The 17,855-nt window shown below is 71.0% G+C and carries 20 protein-coding genes; 11 read left to right on the forward strand and 9 right to left on the reverse strand.

Annotated elements, in window-relative coordinates; all coding sequences use genetic code 11:
- Position 1: 1 nt before the first annotated feature.
- Positions 2-652, forward strand: coding sequence for a class II aldolase/adducin family protein (locus HNR67_RS06610; protein ID WP_185001206.1), 651 nt, complete (start codon positions 2-4; stop codon positions 650-652).
- A gap of 61 nt (positions 653-713) precedes the next feature.
- Entirely contained in the window at positions 714-1,511 is a 798-nt protein-coding gene (locus tag HNR67_RS06615; RefSeq protein ID WP_185001207.1) for a lysozyme, read from the forward strand.
- On the opposite strand, the gene HNR67_RS06620 is transcribed toward HNR67_RS06615, so the two are convergent.
- Complete coding sequence (locus HNR67_RS06620) at positions 1,508-2,107, reverse strand: DedA family protein (protein ID WP_185001208.1); 600 nt, start codon at positions 2,105-2,107, stop codon at positions 1,508-1,510. The two genes, HNR67_RS06615 and HNR67_RS06620, sit on opposite strands and share 4 nt — an antisense overlap.
- A gap of 221 nt (positions 2,108-2,328) precedes the next feature.
- The gene (gene leuA / locus HNR67_RS06625; protein WP_185001209.1) at positions 2,329-4,122 is read right to left on the reverse strand and encodes a 2-isopropylmalate synthase; all 1,794 of its coding nucleotides are present in this window, start codon (positions 4,120-4,122) and stop codon (positions 2,329-2,331) included.
- A 239-nt stretch (positions 4,123-4,361) separates the two neighbouring features.
- Here leuA and HNR67_RS06630 point away from each other — a divergent pair, with 239 nt between their 5' ends.
- Entirely contained in the window at positions 4,362-4,697 is a 336-nt protein-coding gene (locus HNR67_RS06630) for a hypothetical protein (RefSeq protein WP_185001210.1), read from the forward strand.
- A gap of 9 nt (positions 4,698-4,706) precedes the next feature.
- Here HNR67_RS06630 and HNR67_RS06635 read toward each other — a convergent pair whose 3' ends face one another.
- From HNR67_RS06635 to HNR67_RS06655, 5 genes are all read right to left on the reverse strand, one after another.
- Complete coding sequence (locus HNR67_RS06635; RefSeq protein ID WP_185001211.1) at positions 4,707-5,981, reverse strand: epoxide hydrolase family protein; 1,275 nt, start codon at positions 5,979-5,981, stop codon at positions 4,707-4,709.
- Positions 5,982-6,065: 84 nt separating this feature from the next.
- Positions 6,066-6,470 carry a type II toxin-antitoxin system VapC family toxin gene (locus HNR67_RS06640; protein WP_185001212.1) on the reverse strand — a complete coding sequence of 135 codons (405 nt, stop codon included), beginning with the start codon at positions 6,468-6,470 and terminating at the stop codon, positions 6,066-6,068.
- Positions 6,463-6,741: a type II toxin-antitoxin system Phd/YefM family antitoxin gene (locus HNR67_RS06645; protein WP_185001213.1), complete on the reverse strand. Its 279-nt coding sequence runs from the start codon at positions 6,739-6,741 to the stop codon at positions 6,463-6,465. Before HNR67_RS06645 ends, HNR67_RS06640 begins: the two co-directional genes overlap by 8 nt.
- 41 nt (positions 6,742-6,782) lie before the next feature.
- A complete protein-coding gene (locus HNR67_RS06650; RefSeq protein WP_185001214.1) occupies positions 6,783-7,385 on the reverse strand; it encodes a nitroreductase family protein in 603 nt (200 codons plus the stop codon).
- Positions 7,386-7,403: 18 nt separating this feature from the next.
- Positions 7,404-8,588 carry a hypothetical protein gene (locus HNR67_RS06655; RefSeq protein WP_312986618.1) on the reverse strand — a complete coding sequence of 395 codons (1,185 nt, stop codon included), beginning with the start codon at positions 8,586-8,588 and terminating at the stop codon, positions 7,404-7,406.
- Between the two features lie 206 nt (positions 8,589-8,794).
- Here HNR67_RS06655 and HNR67_RS06660 point away from each other — a divergent pair, with 206 nt between their 5' ends.
- Genes HNR67_RS06660 through HNR67_RS06670 form a run of 3 tightly spaced genes read left to right on the forward strand, consistent with a single transcriptional unit; the run spans position 8,795 to position 12,627 of the window.
- Complete coding sequence (locus tag HNR67_RS06660; RefSeq protein WP_185001215.1) at positions 8,795-10,060, forward strand: aspartate kinase; 1,266 nt, start codon at positions 8,795-8,797, stop codon at positions 10,058-10,060.
- 2 nt (positions 10,061-10,062) lie between these two features.
- A complete protein-coding gene (locus tag HNR67_RS06665) occupies positions 10,063-11,133 on the forward strand; it encodes an aspartate-semialdehyde dehydrogenase (protein ID WP_185001216.1) in 1,071 nt (356 codons plus the stop codon).
- Positions 11,134-11,163: 30 nt separating this feature from the next.
- Complete coding sequence (locus tag HNR67_RS06670) at positions 11,164-12,627, forward strand: gluconokinase (RefSeq protein ID WP_246492471.1); 1,464 nt, start codon at positions 11,164-11,166, stop codon at positions 12,625-12,627.
- Here the strand turns inward: HNR67_RS06670 and HNR67_RS06675 are convergent.
- On the reverse strand, positions 12,617-13,531 hold the full coding sequence (locus HNR67_RS06675) for an SDR family NAD(P)-dependent oxidoreductase (protein ID WP_185001217.1): 915 nt from the start codon (positions 13,529-13,531) through the stop codon (positions 12,617-12,619). The two genes, HNR67_RS06670 and HNR67_RS06675, sit on opposite strands and share 11 nt — an antisense overlap.
- Positions 13,532-13,645: 114 nt before the next feature.
- Between HNR67_RS06675 and HNR67_RS06680 the strand changes: the two genes are divergently transcribed.
- Positions 13,646-14,194, forward strand: coding sequence for a TetR/AcrR family transcriptional regulator (locus HNR67_RS06680; protein ID WP_185001218.1), 549 nt, complete (start codon positions 13,646-13,648; stop codon positions 14,192-14,194).
- Here HNR67_RS06680 and HNR67_RS06685 read toward each other — a convergent pair.
- On the reverse strand, positions 14,191-15,387 hold the full coding sequence (locus HNR67_RS06685) for an MFS transporter (protein ID WP_185001219.1): 1,197 nt from the start codon (positions 15,385-15,387) through the stop codon (positions 14,191-14,193). The two genes, HNR67_RS06680 and HNR67_RS06685, sit on opposite strands and share 4 nt — an antisense overlap.
- A 116-nt stretch (positions 15,388-15,503) precedes the next feature.
- On the opposite strand from HNR67_RS06685, the gene HNR67_RS06690 reads away from it, so the two are divergent.
- From HNR67_RS06690 to HNR67_RS06705, 4 genes are all read left to right on the forward strand, one after another.
- Positions 15,504-15,962 (forward strand): Fur family transcriptional regulator, encoded by a 459-nt coding sequence (locus HNR67_RS06690; protein ID WP_185001220.1) that lies wholly within the window; start codon positions 15,504-15,506, stop codon positions 15,960-15,962.
- A gap of 45 nt (positions 15,963-16,007) precedes the next feature.
- Positions 16,008-16,595, forward strand: coding sequence for a DUF1707 SHOCT-like domain-containing protein (locus HNR67_RS06695; RefSeq protein ID WP_185001221.1), 588 nt, complete (start codon positions 16,008-16,010; stop codon positions 16,593-16,595).
- 73 nt (positions 16,596-16,668) lie between these two features.
- Positions 16,669-17,274 (forward strand): NADPH-dependent FMN reductase, encoded by a 606-nt coding sequence (locus HNR67_RS06700; RefSeq protein WP_185001222.1) that lies wholly within the window; start codon positions 16,669-16,671, stop codon positions 17,272-17,274.
- 25 nt (positions 17,275-17,299) lie between these two features.
- On the forward strand, positions 17,300-17,836 hold the full coding sequence (locus HNR67_RS06705; protein WP_185001223.1) for a LiaF domain-containing protein: 537 nt from the start codon (positions 17,300-17,302) through the stop codon (positions 17,834-17,836).
- The last annotated feature ends 19 nt before the right edge of the window (positions 17,837-17,855 follow it).

Genomic DNA, 17,855 nt, shown 5'->3' on the forward strand with positions numbered 1-17,855 from the left:
CGTGCGATATCAGGCGCAGCGCGAGGCAGTCGTGACGACGTGCCGGCGACTGGTCGAACAGCGACTGGTCGTCGGCACGGCAGGCAACGTCAGCCTGCGCGTGGACGATCTTCTCCTGGTGACCCCCAGCGGGGTCGACTACGACCAGCTCACCCCTGAACAGGTCGGCCTGCACCGGCTGGACGGCAGGGCGGTCGAGGCGGAACTTGCCCCGACCAGCGAACTCCCCATGCACCAGGCCATCTACGCGGCCAATGCCGCGCGGGCGATCGTGCACACCCACTCGGTGGCCGCGACCGCGCTGAGCTGCCTGGTCGAGGAGATCCCGCCGATCCACTACTACCTGGGCATCTTCGGCGGCGCGGTGCGGGTGGCGCCGTACGCGCCCTACGGCAGCCCGGAACTGGCCGCGGCCACGGTGACCGCGCTCGGTGATTCCTCGGCCTGCCTGCTGGGCAACCACGGCGCGGTGACGGTGGCAGGCACCCTGGCGCACGCCTTCCGCCGGGCCGCCTACCTGGAGTGGCTGTGCGAGGTCGCGCTGCGGGTGCTGGGCACCGGGGTCACCGCGCGCACCCTCTTCGCCGCCGAGCTGGCCGAGGTCACCCCGCGGATCCAGCAGTACGGGCAGCACCCCGGCGATGAGATCTGAGTCTTTCGGGCCAGGCTGAAAAGCATGTCCGGGCGGTGCGAGCCGCTCCCACACTCCGGACATGACCAAACCCCTGCGCACCACCTTGGTCGCCCTGCTCGCGACCGCCGCCGCCCTGGCCTCCGGCCTGCCAGCGCACGCCGAACCCGGCAACCACGCCATGGGTTCGCAGATCGCCAAACACGAGGGCCGCTCCGCCCGGCCCGCCACCTTCGACGCCGCGGCCTCGGTGCCCGGCATGGACGTCAGCAGCTGGCAGGGCAACGTGGACTGGGCGAGGGCCTGGGCCAACGGCGCCCGCTTCGCCTACGTCAAGGCCACCGAGAGCACCACCTACCGCAACCCGTACTTCAACCAGCAGTACGGCGGCTCGTACAACGTGGGCATGATCCGCGGCGCGTACCACTTCGCCGCGCCCAACCTGACCAGCGGCGCCACCCAGGCGAACTACTTCGTGGACAACGGCGGCGGCTGGTCGCCGGATGGCAAGACCCTGCCCGGCCTGCTGGACATCGAGTACAACCCCTACGGCGGGGACACCTGCTACGGCATCGGCCAGCGCGCGATGGTCACCTGGATCAGCGATTTCGTGAATACCTACCGGTCGCGGACCGGGCGCTGGCCGGTGATCTACACGGCCACCAACTGGTGGAACCAGTGCACCGGCAACCTGGCCGACTACAGCCAGGTCAGCCCGCTGTTCATCGCCAACTACAGCGGCTCACCCGGCCCGTTGCCGCAGCGCTGGCTCTACCACACGATCTGGCAGCACGCCGATTCCGGCGTCTTCCCCGGCGACCAGGACCTGTTCAACGGCACCTATGACCGGCTCAAGGTGCTGGCGACCAACCGCGACTAGGAGGCGAGCAGGGCTTCCAGCGCCTCGCGTTCGAGCCGTTCGGTCTCGTCCGCGCGGCGCTGGGCCCGGCGGACCAGCAGCGCCACCATCAGGCTGAGCATGGCGGCCAGCGCGATGGACAACAGCAGCCCGAGCACCGGGTCGGCGGTCAGCTTGCCGCCGGTGTAGCCCAGCAGCGAGGCGTAGGTGGCCCACAGCGTGGAGCCGATCACCGCGGCCACGGTGAACCGGCGCGGACCCATCCGGAAGGTGCCGGCCAGCATGGCGCCCGCGATGCCGCCGCCGGGCACGAACCTGGCCGCGACCAGCACCGGCTCGCCGTGCTGCTCCAGCCGGGCGCGTACCCAGCGCACCGCCAGCGGCGTGCCGCCCTTGCGCCGCTCGAAGCGGTCCAGCGCTGGCGGGCCGAACCGGTAGCCGATCCGGAAGTTGATCAGGTCCGAGATGAGACAGCCGACCGCGGTGACCAGGATGACCACCGGCAGCGAGAGCTGACCGTTTGCGGCGAGCAGTCCGGCGCTGATGACGAACGCCTCGGTGGGCGCCAGCGGAACGACCGCGACCAGGAAGGTCGCCAGCAGCAGCAGCTCAGGCACAGCGGTGAGGTTCACATCTCGCCCAACGTAGGGAACACGGTCGTGGCTCCGGCCGCGGCCGGTCCTTCAGTGACTCTTCAGCTGGCACCAGCCGTGGCACTGAGCGTTCGATGGTGTCGCGCCCCGCCCCGCCGGGTCAAATCGGTGAGACCCTGGCCACCCGCGCGCAACCGCCGGGCACCCCGGTGAACAGGGGGTACCCGGCGGCGGTGGCGTGCGGGTCAGCGGTAGGCGCGGTTGATCGCGGAGACGATGGCCTTGAGCGAGGCGACCACGGTCGAGCCGTCCACCCCGACGCCCCAGAGCACCCGGCCGCCCACGGCGCATTCCAGGTAGGAGGCGGCGCGGGCGTCGTCACCGGCGGAGAGCGCGTGCTCGGCGTAGTCCAGCACCCGCACGTCGTAGCCGATGGTGGTCAGCGCGTCCACGAAGGCCGCGATCGGGCCGTTGCCGCGGCCGCTGATCACCTGGGTGTCGCCGTCGACGATGACGGTGGCCTCGATGTCCTCGTTGCCGGTGCCGTCGTCGGTGAGCCGGTGCCGCAGCAGCGCCAGCGGGGCCTTCTTGTCCAGGTACTCGGTGGTGAAGACGTCCCAGATCTCCTTGGGCGAGACCTCGCCGCCCTCGGTGTCGGTGACCTCCTGCACGATCCGGGAGAACTCGATCTGCAGCCTGCGCGGCAGGTCCAGGTGGTGCTCGGACTTCATCACGTAGGCCACGCCGCCCTTGCCGGACTGCGAGTTGACCCGGATGACCGCCTCGTAGCTGCGGCCGACGTCCTTGGGGTCGATCGGCAGGTAGGGGACCTCCCAGCGGAACTGGTCCACCTCGACGCCGGCGGCCGCGGCGTCGACCTCCATCGCCTCGAAGCCCTTCTTGATCGCGTCCTGGTGGCTGCCGGAGAAGGCGGTGTAGACCAGGTCGCCGCCGTAGGGGTGCCGCTCGGGCACCGGCAGCTGGTTGCAGTACTCGACCGTGCGCCGGATCTCGTCGATGTCGGAGAAGTCGATCTGCGGGTCGATGCCCTGGCCGAACAGGTTCATGCCCAGCGTCACCAGGCACACGTTGCCGGTGCGCTCGCCGTTGCCGAACAGGCAGCCCTCGATCCGGTCCGCGCCTGCCTGGTAGCCCAGTTCGGCGGCGGCCACCGCGGTGCCCCGGTCGTTGTGCGGGTGCAGGGACAGCAGCACCGAGTCCCGGCGGGTCAGGTTGCGGTGCATCCACTCGATCGAGTCGGCGTAGACGTTGGGCGTGGCCATCTCGACCGTGGCGGGCAGGTTGATGATCGCCGGGCGGTCCGGGGTGGGCTGCCAGATGTCGGTGACCGCGTTGCAGACCTCGACCGCGTAGGCCAGCTCGGTGCCGGTGTAGGACTCGGGGGAGTACTCGAACCGGAACTCGGTGTCGGTGTTCTTCTCCGCGTAGGCCAGCACCAGCTCGGCGCCGTCGGTGGCGATCTTCTTGATCCCGGCCCGCTCCTGCCGGAACACCACCCGGCGCTGCAGCACCGAGGTCGAGTTGTAGATGTGCACGATCGCCTTTGGCGCGCCCTCCAGGCTGGCGAAGGTGCGCTCGATCAGCTCGGGGCGGCACTGGGTCAGCACCTGGATGGAGACATCGGCCGGGATCGCCCCGTCCTCGATGATCTCCCGCACGAAGTCGAAGTCGGTCTGGCTGGCGGCAGGGAAACCGACCTCGATCTCCTTGTAACCCATGCGCACCAGCAGGTCGAACATCCGCCGCTTGCGTGCGGGGGACATCGGGTCGATCAGCGCCTGGTTGCCGTCGCGCAGGTCGACCGCGCACCACAGCGGGGCGGTCTCGATGCGCTGGTCCGGCCAGGTGCGATCGGGCAGCGTGACCGGCTCGACGAACTCGTGGAAGGGCTTGTACCGGTGGATCGGCATCGAGCTGCCGAGCTGGGAGTTCCACGAGGGCTGACCGGTGGGCGCGGGCCGCGCGGGCGGCCGGATCCGGCTGGCGGCGGAGATGAACGCGTCGGAGTTGGTGCTCATGGGATGTGGTGGCTCCTGCTAACCGGGGGAGAGACCGGCGCGAACAACGCAGCCAGAACTCCGCGACGAGGTGCCGGTCTGGTCAGACCCCGTCGCGGCAGCGAAGGAGCAGACCGCGTGCCACCGGAGGAGCCTAGCCCGCCATCAGGTCCGATGAGAAAACTGTCCCGGATCGTGGGAGTGTCGGGCACCCTACTCGCGGGTAGCCCGACCCGGCGCGGCATGCGAGACTGCGGCGCATGGCCGAACACTCCGAGCGTCGCCGCCACCGCGGGAACTCGGCCCTGACCAGGGCCAGGATCGTCACCGCGGTGGCGGCGACACTGCGCTGGATCGGCACGATCGCCGCGGTGGTGCTGGTCGCGCACGTGGTGCTCACGGTGGGCGGCGCCAACCCGGCCAACGCCATCACCCGCTTCGTGGCGAGCTGGGCAGACCCACTGGCACTGGGCTTCCGCGACCTGTTCATGCCCGAGGACCCCAAGGCCCGGATCCTGGTGAACTACGGGCTGGCCGCGGTGTTCTGGCTGATCGTCACCTCACTGGTGGTCAAGATCATCCGTCGGCTCGGCTGACCCCAGGGATCAGCGCAGCGAGCGGAAGGCCGCCCGGATCTCCCGGCTGAACAGCTCCGGCTGCTCCCAGGCGGCGAAGTGGCCGCCCTTGTCCACCTCGGCGAAGTGGATCAGCTTGCGGTAGGCGCGTTCGGCCCAGCTGCGCGGAGCCTGGTAGATCTCGCCGGGGAAGACCGTGATCGCGGCCGGGATGGCGATGTCCACCGCGTTGAAGTTGTTCGCGTTGTTCTCCCAGTAGAGCTGGGCGGAGGAGATCGCGGTGTTGGTCAGCCAGTAGAGCGTGATGTCATCGAGCATCTCGTCCCTGGTCAGCGCGCGTTCGGGCACCCCGCCGCTGTGCGTCCACTGGGCGAACTTGTCATACATCCAGGCGGCCAGGCCGACCGGGGAGTCCGACAGCCCGAAGCCCACCGTCTGCGGCCGGGTGACCATCATCGCGGAGTAGCCGGTGTTCTTGCGGTAGAAGACATCCAGCTGATCGAAGGCCCGTCGTTCGGCTGGGGAGAGGCCGGCTGGCGCGGGTTCGCCGTTGTTGAGGACGCGGGCGATCTCCGGGGGCACCGTGGCCGGCATGTTGACGTGGATGCCGAGCAGTCCGGGCGGGGCCTGCGCGGCGAGCTTGTCCGAGATCACCGCACCCCAGTCGCCGCCCTGGGAGACGTAGCGCTGGTAGCCAAGGCGGCGCATCAGCACGTGCCAGGCCCTGGCGATCCGGTCGGGGCCCCAGCCGGTGCCGGTTGGCTGGGCGGAGAAGCCGTAACCGGGCATCGAGGGCAGCACCAGGTGGAAGGCGTCCTCGGCCCGGCCGCCGTGCCTGGTCGGGTCGGTGAGCGGGCCGATGACCTTGAGCAGCTCCAGCACCGAGCCGGGCCAGCCGTGCGTGATGATCAGCGGCAGCGCGTCCGGGTGGCGGGAGCGGATGTGCAGGAAGTGGATGTCCAGACCGTCGATCTCGGTCAGGAACTGCGGCAGCGCGTTCAGCCGCGCCTCGACCTTGCGCCAGTCGTAGCCGGTGCGCCAGTAGTCGACCAGCTTGCGCAGGGTCGCGGTCTGCACGCCCTGGGACTGGTCGGCGACGGTCTCCCTGGCTGGCCAGCGGGTGTCCTGCAGCCTGCGCCGCAGGTCGACGAGCTGGCGCTGTGGGATGCGCACCTGGAACGGGCGGATCGCCCCGGCCGCCTCGGCGGCGGGGGCGGTGAGCAGGTTGAGCGGGCCTGCGGCGGCCGCGCCGACGGTCAGCGCGGCCGTGGTGCCGAGGAAGGTGCGTCGTGGCAGTGCGGACATGGGGGTGGCTCCTTCGCCTGCGAAGAACTCCGTGTCCCCAACGAATCACCGGCCTGCGAACAACTCGTGCACGTCCGGTCTACGTCAGACCTCGACCACGGTGACCATGTCGTCCAACCCGGCGAAGTCGGCCACGTTGCGGGTGTAGAGCGGCAGGTCCCTGGCGGAGGCGATGGCGGCGATCATCAGGTCCAGCCTGCGCGGCCTGGGGCTCCGGTTGGCCTCCAGGGTCAGCGCGACCAGCGTGCCGTAGCGGGCGGCCGCCTCGCGGTCGAAGGGCAGCGGCTCGAATTCCACGATGGCGGCGCCGAGCTTCTCGGCCCGTGCCGCCCTGGTGGCCGCGTTCTTGGCCATGGCCACGCCCTGGTGCAACTCCGCCAGGGTGATCGAGGTGATCTCCGGGAACGAGGGCAGCACGGCCAGGTCGAGTTGATCGAGGTCGATGAACGCGCAGGTGTCCAGGACCCCTGCCTCGGGACGGTCAGCCACCGGCACGCGTCCACGGGTCATCGTCGTCGATCCGGCCCTCGGTGCCGAAGAACTCGTCGGCCTCCTGCCGCAGTTGCCGGGAGTCCACCCTGGGCAGCTTCCGGTGCCGCTCCACCAGTTCCTCGGCGCTGAGCCTGCGCCGACGGGACAGCGGGCGCAGTTCCGCCACCGGCACGCCGTTGCGGGTGATGTGGTAGGTCTCGCCCGCCTCCACCGCGTCCATGACGGAGGCGGAGTTGTTGCGGAATTCCCGCTGGGTGAGGACCTTCATGAGGGCCAGTGTAGCAACGCGTAGCGCACGGGGCTACATGGTCAGAACGCGGGCTCGCCCCACTCGGTGAACACCAGCTCGTCCAGTGCCTTGCGGGTCCGCGGCCGGGCATCCCGCTCCAGCAGCCCCGGGTCTGCGGCGGCCGGGTCGGCCAGCCTGCCCACCGAGATCACCACCACCGGATCCAGCGTCTCCGGCAGCGAGAACACCGCCTTCGCGCCAGGGCGGCTGAACCCGGCCATCTGGTGCGCGACCAGGCCCTCCGACACCGCCTGCAGCACCAGGTTCTGCGCGGCCAGACCGAGTCCGTACTCCGCGTACGGCATTGGCTTGCCCTCCTCCAGTTCGGTCACCGCGATGCCCAGGATCAGCGCGGCCGACGCACTGGCCCAGCGCTTGTTGCCCTCGGTCAGGGTGTCGGTGATCTTGGCGAAGGTCTCGTCGCCGCGGCGGCCGAGCAGGAACCGGGCGGGCTGGGTGTTGCCCCAGGAGGGGGCCCAGCGGGCGGCCTCGAACAGGGCCCGCAGCTGGGCGTCGGTGACCTCGGCTGCCGGGTCAAGGGCACGGGGGCTCCACCGGGTGGAGATCAGCTCGTGCACCGGGACGCTGGTGGCGGCGTTGGGGTGGGCCGCGGTCTCGGTCAAGGCAGGGACCTCCGGAGGTCAGATCGCGTACGGCCAGGCGGTGATCGAGTAGGCGCCGAACCAGGAGCCGAACAACAGCAGCAGGCCCAGTGCGATGACCATGGTGCCCGGCCGCCTGCGGGCCAGCAGCACCGCGGCCGGGATCAGCAGGGCCACCGCCGGCACCAGCAGCCTGGCCTTGGAGTTCATCAGGCCGTTGGAGCCGATGCTGAGGAACATCACCCCGGCCGAGTACACCATCAGCGGCCAGGGCAGCCGCTGGTGGAAACCCAGTGCGAACAGCACCAGGGTGAGCAGCAGGATCCACACCGTGGCCACCTCCAGCACCGAACGGGCCGAGGAGAGCACGTCCAGGCTGAACCGCAGGGTGGCCAGGCCGCCGTCGAACTGCGAGTCCCAGCCACGCGCCTGCAACGCCAGCCAGCCGTCCCAGCGGCCGGTGCGGGCGCCCACCCAGGTCAGGTAGCCGAGCAGCCCGGCAGGGGCCAGCGCCAGGGTCACCCAGGGCCGCCAGCCGTCCCGGCGGCGGATCACCGCCACCAGCGCGGCCAGCATCACCGCGGCGACCAGCGCGGCACTGGTCGGGCGGACCAGCCCGGCGGTGGCGCAGCCCAGCGCGGCCAGCAGCCACTCCCGGTCCACCAGCCACAACAGCGTCCACACCGCCAGCGCGGAGAACAGCGCCTCGGAGTAGGTCATGGACAGCACCACCGACATCGGCGAGGCCGCGAACAGCACCAGCAGCACCAGGCCGCACCGCCAGCTGCCGCCGATCCGCTCACCCAGCCGGACCAGGCCGTAGGCGCACACCAGCCCGGCGACCACGTTCACCGCGAAGGCCGCCGCGACCAGGCCGACGCCCGGCAGCTCGCCCACCGCGCGGACCAGCATCGGGTAGCCGGGGAAGAAGGCCAGCGGGGTCTCCTCGCTGCGCCGCCCGAACGCGTCCACCAGCGAGAACGGCACCTTGTCGTAGCCGCTGGCGCTGATCGAGAGGTACCACTGCCCGTCCCAGGCGGTGAGCGCGCCGGTCACGCTGATCCGGTTGCGCCCGGCCATCCACTGCACCACCAGCAGCCCGACCTCGCGGATGGCCAGGTAGAGCACGGCGGGCGCGAGCAGCCGGATCAGCCTGCTGCGCTCCCAGCGGGCGGGATCACGCCACAGCGGGCGGCGTACCCGGCCAGATGTGACCGATCCCACCGGAGACGCCTCCGGCTCGGTTCCCACCTGCGCAGCCGACACAGAATCCCTCCGCCCCAGCGGTTCCGGGCAACTTCCTGACGACATTTTTGCCCTTATCTGACTACCGGACCCCATCCCGCGCGCGGGTAGGCTGCTCGCGAGTGTGGACCTGCGTCCTCGCAGGTTAGTGCCGGTGCGTGTGGCTTCGTGGGAGGTGCGGTTCGGTGGCGCTCGTCGTCCAGAAGTACGGCGGATCCTCGGTGGAGACTGCTGAGCGGATCAAACGGGTGGCCGAGCGCATCGTCGAGACCCGAAAAGCGGGCAACGACGTGGTCGTGGCCGTCTCCGCGATGGGAGACACCACCGACGACCTGCTCGACCTGGCCAGCCAGGTCGCGCCGGTGCCGCCGGCCCGCGAGATGGACATGCTGCTCACCTCGGGTGAGCGGATCTCGATGTCGCTGCTCGCGATGGCCATCCACGCCCTCGGCGCGGAGGCCCGCTCCTACACCGGTTCCCAGGCCGGGGTGATCACCACCTCGGCGCACGGCAAGGCGCGGATCATCGACGTCACGCCGGGCCGGATCCGGGAGGCGCTGGACCAGGGCGCGATCGCGATCGTCGCCGGGTTCCAGGGCGTGAGCCAGGACAGCAAGGAGATCACCACCCTCGGCCGGGGCGGCACCGACACCACCGCGGTGGCGCTGGCCGCCGCGCTCAACGCCGATGTGTGCGAGATCTACACCGACGTCGACGGCGTGTTCAGCGCTGACCCGCGGATCGTGCCGGATGCCAAGCACCTCGAGCAGATCACCTACGAGGAGATGCTCGAGATGGCCGCCTGTGGCGCCAAGGTGCTGCACCTGCGCTCGGTGGAGTACGCGCGGCGCAACGGGATGCCGATCCGAGTTCGCTCTTCGTTCAACAACAAGCCCGGCACCCTGGTGACCGGGTCGATGGAGGATCTTGCCGTGGAGCAGGCGTTGATCACCGGCGTCGCGCACGACCGGTCTGAAGCCAAGATCACCGTGACCGGTGTGCCCGACCACCCCGGCGTCGCCGCCCGGATCTTCCGGGTGGTCGCCGACGCCGAGCTGGACATCGACATGGTGGTGCAGAACGTCTCCCGTGCGGTCAGCGGCCGCACCGACATCACCTTCACCCTGCCGCGCACCGGTGGCCCGGTCGCGGTCGCCGCGCTGGACAAGGCCAAGCCGGAGATCGGCTTCGAGTCGGTGGCCTACGACGAGCACGTCGGCAAGGTCAGCCTGATCGGCGCGGGCATGCGCTCGCACCCCGGCGTGACCGCCACCTTCTGCGAGGCGCTGGCCAAGGTCGGGGTCAACATCGAGATCATCTCCACCTCGGAGATCCGGATCTCGGTGATCTGCCGGGACACCCAGCTCGATGACGCGGTCCGCGCGCTGCACGAGGCATTCGACCTCGGTGGCGACGAGGAGGCCGTGGTCTACGCCGGAACGGGGCGCTGAACATGGCAGACAACGGACCTGTGCTCGCCCTGGTCGGCGCGACCGGCGCGGTCGGCACCGTCATGATCGACATCATCAACGGCCGGGAATCCGTGCCGTGGGGCGAGATCCGGCTGATCGCCTCGGCCCGCTCGGCGGGCAAGAAGATCACCGTGCGGGGCGAAGACCTCACCGTCATCGCGCTGTCCCCGGAAGCCTTCGACGGCGTGGACGTCGCCATGTTCGACGTGCCGGACGAGGTCTCCGCGGAGTGGGCGCCGATCGCGGCCGAGCGCGGCGCGGTCGCGGTGGACAACTCCGGCGCGTTCCGGATGGACCCCGAGGTGCCGCTGGTGGTGCCCGAGGTCAACGCCGAGGCCGTGCACAACCGGCCGCGCGGCATCATCTCCAACCCGAACTGCACCACCCTGTCCATGATGGCCGGACTGGGTGCGCTGCACCGGGAGTACCAGCTCACCGAACTGGTGGTGGCCAGCTACCAGGCCGTCTCCGGCGCGGGCCAGTCCGGTGTTGACCGGCTCTACGCCGAGATCGCCGCGGTGGCCGGCAAGGCGGTCGGGGAGAAGGCGGGCGACGTGCGCGCCGCGCTGGAAGCGGCCGGGCTGGTGCAGTCCGAATCGCCGTTCCCGGCGCCGATGGCCTTCAACGTGGTGCCGTGGGCTGGTTCGCTCAAGGAGGACGGCTGGTCCTCGGAGGAGCTGAAGGTCCGCAACGAGTCCCGCAAGATCCTGGGCATCCCGGACCTCAAGGTCTCCGCGACCTGCGTGCGGGTCCCGGTGGTCACCACGCACTCGATGGCCGTGCACGCCACCTTCGCCCGCGAGGTCACCGTGGAGCAGGCGCGCAAGCTGCTCGGCGCGCAGCCCTCGATCGTGCTGGTGGACGACCCGGCCAACGGCGAGTACCCCACCCCGGCCGAGGTGGTGGGCGGCGACCCGACCTACATCGGCCGGATCCGCCAGGCGCTGGACTTCCCGAACACGCTGGAGCTGTTCGTGTGCGGGGACAACCTGCGCAAGGGCGCGGCGCTGAACACCTACGAGATCGCCGAGGTCATCGTCACCCAGGCGTGAGCCCTTTCGCCGCCCGGGTAGTTTCGGAATATGACCATGGGCGACGGCGTGGTGCTCGGCATCGATCTCGGCACCACCGCGACCAAGGTGGTGGCCGCGGACCGGCGAGGGCGGGTTGCCGCCCTCGCCGAACGCGGCTACCCCATGCGCACCGATCAACCCGGCCTGGCCGTGCACGACCCGGACCGGGTGCTGCAGGCGGCGCTGGACGCGGTGCGTGAATGCGCGCAGACCTGTGCCGCCCCGGTGCAGGCGCTGGTCTTCACCGGGGCCATGCACACCCTGATCGGCCTGGACGCCGGGTACCGCCCGATCACCCCGTCGCTGAGCTGGGCGGACAACCGGGCCATCGACCAGGCCGCCCGGCTGCGCCGCGATCCGGCCGCCACCGAGCTGCACCGCGCCACCGGCACCCCGGTGCACCCGTTCGCGCCACTGGCAAAGCTCATCTGGTTCGCCGAGCAGGACCCGGACACCCAGCCCGCGTTCTGGTGCTCGCTCAAGGACTTCGTGCTGCACCACTTCACCGGCAGGCTGGCCACCGAGCACTCCTACGCCTCCGGCAGCGGCCTGATGAACATCCATCGGCTGGCCTGGCACCAGCCCTCGCTCGACCTCGCCGGCATCACCGCGGACCGGCTGCCCGAACTGCTCGCGCCGACCGACACCCTGCCGCTGCGCGCCCAGATCGCCGAGGCCACCGGCCTGCCGCCGGGCCTGCCGGTGGTCGCCGGTGGCGGTGACGGACCGCTGGCCAACCTGGGTGTCGGCGCGGTCCGCCCCGGCATGGCCGCGCTGTCCCTGGGCACCAGCGGCGCGCTGCGGGTGGTGCGCACCGAACCCGGTGTGGACGAACGCGGCCGCACCTTCTGCTACGGCATCGCCGAGGGCTACTGGGTGCTCGGCGGCGCGGTCAGCAACGGCGGCGTGGTCAGCCAGTGGGCCGCCGACCTGGTCGGTGAGGAGGACATGGGCGACCTGCTGGCCGAGGCCGCCACGGTGCCACCCGGCGCGAATGGCCTCTTCGCGCTGCCCTACCTGCTCGGTGAACGCGCGCCCTGGTGGGACCCGGACCCGCGTGGCCTGCTGCTCGGCCTGCGCCGCGACCACGGCCGGGCCGAGCTGACCAGGGCCCTGGTCGAGGGCGTTGCCCAGCAGCTGGCCCTGGTCAGGGACGCGGTGCGGGACACCGGGGCCGCGGTCAACCCGGTGCGCGCCACCGGCGGCGCGTTCCGCTCGCCGCTGTGGGGCCAGCTGATCGCGGCCGCACTGGACACCGACCTGGAGATCACCGAGGACAGCGAGGGCTCCGGCCTCGGCGCCTGCCTGCTCGGCTGGCGGGCGCTGGACGTGCTGCCGTCCCTGGAGGCCGCCGCCGAGCTGATCACGCCCAGCGAGACCGTGCACCCGGACCCGGAGCTGGCCGAGCACTTCGCCACCGCCCGGCCCCGGGTAGAGCGGACCTACCTGGCGTTGCGCGAACTCATGAGTTGAGCAGCGCGACCGAGACGTCCCAGAGGCGCTTGGCGGCCTCGGTGTCCAGGGCGTACGGGGCCACGCCGGCCCGCAGCTCACCCGAGATGTTCGGCACCGCCTCGTTGACGTCCTCGAAGTAGCGGCCGCTGAGCCCGGCCACCAGCGGCGAGGCGGCCAGCAGCACCGAGGTCGCCGCGCCCTGCTCGGTGGTCTTCCACTGCATGCCCGAGCTGGCCACCATCTGCTGGAAGCCCGGGTCGCTCTCGACGTGCCGCTGCAGTCCGGTGCGGATGCCGCCCGGCATCAGCGCGTTGACCTCGATGCCGTCCGCGGCCCAGCGCTGCGCGGCCTCGACGGCGAACAGGATGTTGGCCGTCTTGCTCTGGCCGTAGGCCACCCACGGGTCGTACGGGCGGCGCTCGAAGTGCAGGTCCTCGAAGTCCACCTCGCCCATCAGGTGCGCGGAGGAGCTGACCGAGACCACCCTGGCGCCACCGGCCGCGGCCAGCGCGCGGTGCAGGCCGAGGGTGAGGCCGAAGTGGCCGAGGTGGTTGGTGCCGAACTGGAGTTCCCAGCCCTCCGGGGTGCGGGTCAGCGGCGAGGCCATCACCCCGGCGTTGTTGACCAGGATGTGCAGCGGGCCCTGCCAGTCGGCGGCGAACCTCGCCACCGAGGCCCGGTCGGCCAGGTCAAGGTGTGCGGCCCGCGCGCCGACCTCGGCGCCGACCTTCTCGGCCGCCTCCAGGTTGCGCGCGGCGATGGTGACCTCGGCGCCTGCCTTCGCCAGTGCGCGGGCGGTCTCCACGCCGATGCCGGAGGCGCCGCCGGTGACGATGGCGCGCTTACCGGTCAGGTCCACCCCGGAGATGACCTCGGCGGCGGTGGACTCCCGGTTGAACGGGGTGGTGAAGCGAGTGGCCATGACAGCGTCCTGTTCTGCGTCTAAGCTCTAACCGGAGGACCCTCCGGTGACTCCAAGCTAACCGGAGTATCCTCCGTTTAACAGGTGATCTGGGTCACAGGAGTGGAGAAAGGCATGCGCGCGGACGCCCAGCGCAACCGGGAGAAGCTGCTGAAGTGCGCGGTCCGGCTGTTCTCCGAACGCGGACCCGAGGTGGCCCTGGACGCCGTGGCCAAGGAGGCCGGGGTCGGCATCGGCACGCTCTACCGGCACTTCCCGACCCGCGAGGCGTTGATCGAGGCGGCCTACCGCAACGAGCTGGCCGAGGTGTGCGAGGCGGCGCAGGAGCTGCTCGCCGAGCTGCCGGCTGATCAGGCCCTGCGTGCCTGGATGGACCGCTTCCTGGCGTACTGGACCACCAAGTCGGGCATGTCCGCCGCGCTCAACGCGGTGATCGCCACCGGCGCCAACCCGTACGAGCAGAGCCGGGACCTGCTGGACTCGGCCATCCGGCTGCTGCTGACCCCGGCCGCCGAATCGGGCGCGCTGCGCACCGACGTGACCTCCGAGGAGGTGCTGGTGGCCATCAGCGGGGTGGCACTGGTCGCGGCCGCGATGGGCGGTCGAGAGCTGGCCGGCCGCCAGCTCGACCTGATCATGGACGGCCTGCGCTACCGGCCTTAGGCCGCCGCTGCCTCTGCCTTGGCCGCCGCCCGGTTGGCCGAGGCCCGGAACAACGTCCAGGCCACGATCGCCGACAGCAGCCCGGCCCCGCCCACCGCGACGAAGCCCCAGGGCGGCCCGGCCAGGTCGATGGCCAGTCCGGCCAGCGGCGCGCCCAGCGCGCTGCCCGCGGTCAGCGCGGAACCGTGCAGGCCCAGTGCCTCGCCACGCACCGACTCCGGGGTCAGTTTGCTGACCTCCTCGGAGGTGGCCGCGATGGTCGGCGCGCAGAGCAGGCCAGCCGGGATCAGCATCAGCGCGAGCAGCCACCACTGGCTGGCGAAGGCCACCGGGATGGTGCACAGGCCGAGCAGGCCCATCAGCACCAGCGAGGGGTAGGAGCGGCGCATCGCGCCGTAGAGGAAACCGCCGACCAGCGAGGCCAGGCACCAGATCGGGATCACCGCGCTGGTCCAGGGCAGCTGACCGGCCTCGCGCAGCACGCCCACGATGGCCAGGTCGCTGCCGGAGAGCACCAGCACCGCGCCGCTGGAGGCGGCCAGCACCGCCACCATCCGGGTGGTCAGCCAGCTCGACCGCGGCGGACGCGGGCCGGTGGCCACCTCGCTGGTTTTGCTCCGGATGGCCGGGTTGAGCAGGTACAACCCGATGCCCGCGAGCACGATGCAGCTACCGACGCCGATCATCGCCACGTGTCCGGACAGGCTGGTCACCACCACCACGCCCAGTGCGGGCCCGACCATGAACGCGGCCTCGACCACCATCGAGTCCAGCGAGAACGCGGTCCGCCGCTGCGCCTCGGGCACCAGCGCGGCCATCGCCTGCCGGGAGATCGAGTGCACCGGCAGCGCGAACAGCCCGCCGAAGACCGCGGTGGCCAACAGCCCGGTCAGGCCGAGCCAGGGGCTGGTGAACCAGAACACGCCCTCGATCACCGTGGTCACCAGGATCACCGGGCGCAGGCCGACCGAGTCCACCAGCCTGCCCAGCAGCGGCGAGCCGACCGCGAGCCCGATGGTCACCGCCACCGAGACCACCGCCGCCCAGGTGTAGCTCTGCCCAAGGTCCTGCAGCACGTGCAGGTTCAACACCATTGGCCCTGCCGCGATCGGGGTCCTGGCCAGCAGGGTGACAACGACCAGGGGACGGACGCCGGGCAGCGCGAACAGGCGGCGGTAGGGCTCGATCGGCACCTGTGCATGGTGGCTGTTGGCACCGACAGCCGTCCAAGAGGTTTCCCACCCCTCGGCCGACCTGCCCCGGGCCTTTTCTCGACTCATTCCAGAACAAGTGGTGGAGTGATGCCGTCATGAACACCGAGACCACCCCGCGCGCACCCGATGCCCGTGACCAGCTCAGGTCGGCGGGACTGCGGGTCACCCAGCCGAGGATCGCGGTGCTCGAGTGGCTCTCCGGCCACCCGCATTCGACCGCCGACCAGGTCGCCACGGCCACCCGCGCCCGGCTGGGCACGGTGTCCACCCAGGCCGTCTACGACGTGCTGGCCGCCTGCACCTCGGCCGGGTTGCTGCGCCGGATCGAACCGGCAGGCCACCCGGCCCGGTTCGAGACCCGGACCGGGGACAACCACCACCACCTGGTGTGCCGGATCTGCGGGCACACCCAGGACGTCGACTGCGTCCGCGGCCAGCGGCCCTGTCTGGACCCCGCCGACACCGCGGGCTTCGCGGTGGACGAGGCCGAGGTCGTGTTCTGGGGCCGGTGCCCGGACTGCCTGGCCGCGAGCGCCGGACAGTTCACCGGCTGAGCAATCCGGCCTCACCGGATCGGGGGTTCTACTACCCTCGGTCCGGTGACACTGCCAGGGCAGGACCCGTTGGAGGACACCAAACGCGCGACCCAGACCGCGCTGGAACGCGCGGTCGGCGAGGGCAGGCTCACCCTGGAGGAGTTCACCGCCCGCGCCGACACGGTGTGGCGGGCCCAGGACCCGGCCGAGATCGCCCGCGCGGTGCAGGACCTGCCTGCACCGGTGGTGCCACCCGCGCCCGCGGCAGCCGTGGCCAGGGTCAGCACCAAATCGATCTTCGACGACGTCCGCCGCAGTGGTCGGTTCACCCTGCGTTCGGGCACCACCATCAGCGCGATCTTCGGCGATGCCAAGGTGGACCTGCGGCAGGCGGTGATCAGCGAGCCGGTGGTGGAGCTGACCGTGTTCAGCTGCTTCGGCGATGTGGTGATCACCCTGCCCAAGGGGGTCAACGCCGAGGTCAACGGGTCGGTGGTGTTCGGCTCGGAGCGGGTGGAGCTGTCCGGGGACCCGGCGCTGCCGGGCAGTCCGCTGCTCCGGATCAACGCGCGCTCGATCTTCGGCGACGTCAAGGTGCGCGACCGGAGTCTGAGCGAGCGGGTCAGGAACTGGCTGGACCGGCTGTCCTAAAGGCCAGTTGACCTCCAGCTGGCTGGAGGTCGTACCGTGCTGGACGGGTCGGCCGAAGGAAGGAACTACTCGAATGACGGTCACCGTGGTGGGCATCGGCGGATCGCTGCGCGCGGACTCCCAGTCCCAGCGCGCGCTCGACCTGGTGCTGGCCGGGGCCCGCGAGGCGGGCGCCAAGACGGTCGCCTTCACCGGGCCCGACCTGGTGCTGCCCTTCTACGACCCGGCCGTGCCGGACCGTCCGGAGAACGCGATCCGGATGGTCGAGGCGCTGCGCACCGCCGACGGCGTGGTGCTGGTCTCGCCCGGCTACCACGGCACGGTCTCCGGCCTGGTCAAGAACACCCTGGACTACATCGAGGACCTGCGCACCGACGAGCGCCCGTACCTGGACGGCCGCGCGGTCGGCTGCGTGGCCACCGCGATGGGCTGGCAGGCCGCGGTCACCACGCTCACCGCGCTGCGCTCCATCGTGCACGCCCTGCGCGGCTGGCCGACCCCGCTGGGCGCGGCGCTCAACTCCCGCGAGGTCAGCTTCGACCTCGGCGGCGGCTGCACGGACACCCAGGTCAGCGCGACCCTGCGGACCATCGGCCAGCAGGTGGCCGAGTTCGCGCTGCGCGGGCGGCATCAGCCTGAAGGCCGACCAGGGGTGCTACTTCGCGACGACGAACGCTGACGAAACCGGTGGCTACCGTGGCCTGGTGACGCAGCCACCCTTGGAGTCGGCCCTCGACCTGGTCAAGACCCGGGCGCAGACCACGCTGGAACGCGCGGTCGGCGAGGGCAGGCTCACCCTGGACGAGTTCACCGCAAAGGTCGACCTGGTCTTCCAGGCGCCCGACGAGGCCGGGGTGCGCGCGGTGGTGGACACCCTGCCCGCCCCGCTCACCCCGGTCAGCACCGTGGTCAGCCGACAGTCGATCTTCGATGACGTGGCCAGGAGCGGCCGCTTCGCGCTGCCCACCGGCGCCACCGTGTCCTCCTTCTTCGGCGACGTCGAACTCGACCTGCGCCAGGCCGTGATCACCGACCCACTGGTCGAGGTGCACACCTGGACCTGGTTCGGCGACATCGAGGTCACCGTGCCGGAAGGGGTCGAGGTCGAGGTGAAGAGCGGCCTGGTCTTCGGCGACGAGGTGGTCGAACTGGCCGACGTGCCACCGGTGCCCGGCGCACCCAAGATCCGGATCAAGGCCTGGACCACCTTCGGCGACGTCCGAGTGGTGTCCGCGGCCTGATCGGGGCAGGCCTGCCCGG

Source organism: Crossiella cryophila, from assembly GCF_014204915.1.
GTDB lineage: Bacteria > Actinomycetota > Actinomycetes > Mycobacteriales > Pseudonocardiaceae > Crossiella > Crossiella cryophila.

Excerpts from the sequence above, each read along its gene's own strand:
- HNR67_RS06615 (WP_185001207.1), top strand. The coding sequence starts at position 714 with ATGACCAAACCCCTGCGCACCACCTTGGTCGCCCTGCTCGCGACCGCC.
- leuA (WP_185001209.1), bottom strand. The coding sequence starts at position 4,122 with ATGAGCACCAACTCCGACGCGTTCATCTCCGCCGCCAGCCGGATCCGG.
- HNR67_RS06630 (WP_185001210.1), top strand. The coding sequence starts at position 4,362 with ATGGCCGAACACTCCGAGCGTCGCCGCCACCGCGGGAACTCGGCCCTG.
- HNR67_RS06635 (WP_185001211.1), bottom strand. The coding sequence starts at position 5,981 with ATGTCCGCACTGCCACGACGCACCTTCCTCGGCACCACGGCCGCGCTG.
- HNR67_RS06645 (WP_185001213.1), bottom strand. The coding sequence starts at position 6,741 with ATGAAGGTCCTCACCCAGCGGGAATTCCGCAACAACTCCGCCTCCGTC.
- HNR67_RS06665 (WP_185001216.1), top strand. The coding sequence starts at position 10,063 with ATGGCAGACAACGGACCTGTGCTCGCCCTGGTCGGCGCGACCGGCGCG.
- HNR67_RS06670 (WP_246492471.1), top strand. The coding sequence starts at position 11,164 with ATGACCATGGGCGACGGCGTGGTGCTCGGCATCGATCTCGGCACCACC.
- HNR67_RS06675 (WP_185001217.1), bottom strand. The coding sequence starts at position 13,531 with ATGGCCACTCGCTTCACCACCCCGTTCAACCGGGAGTCCACCGCCGCC.
- HNR67_RS06680 (WP_185001218.1), top strand. The coding sequence starts at position 13,646 with ATGCGCGCGGACGCCCAGCGCAACCGGGAGAAGCTGCTGAAGTGCGCG.
- HNR67_RS06690 (WP_185001220.1), top strand. The coding sequence starts at position 15,504 with ATGAACACCGAGACCACCCCGCGCGCACCCGATGCCCGTGACCAGCTC.
- HNR67_RS06700 (WP_185001222.1), top strand. The coding sequence starts at position 16,669 with ATGACGGTCACCGTGGTGGGCATCGGCGGATCGCTGCGCGCGGACTCC.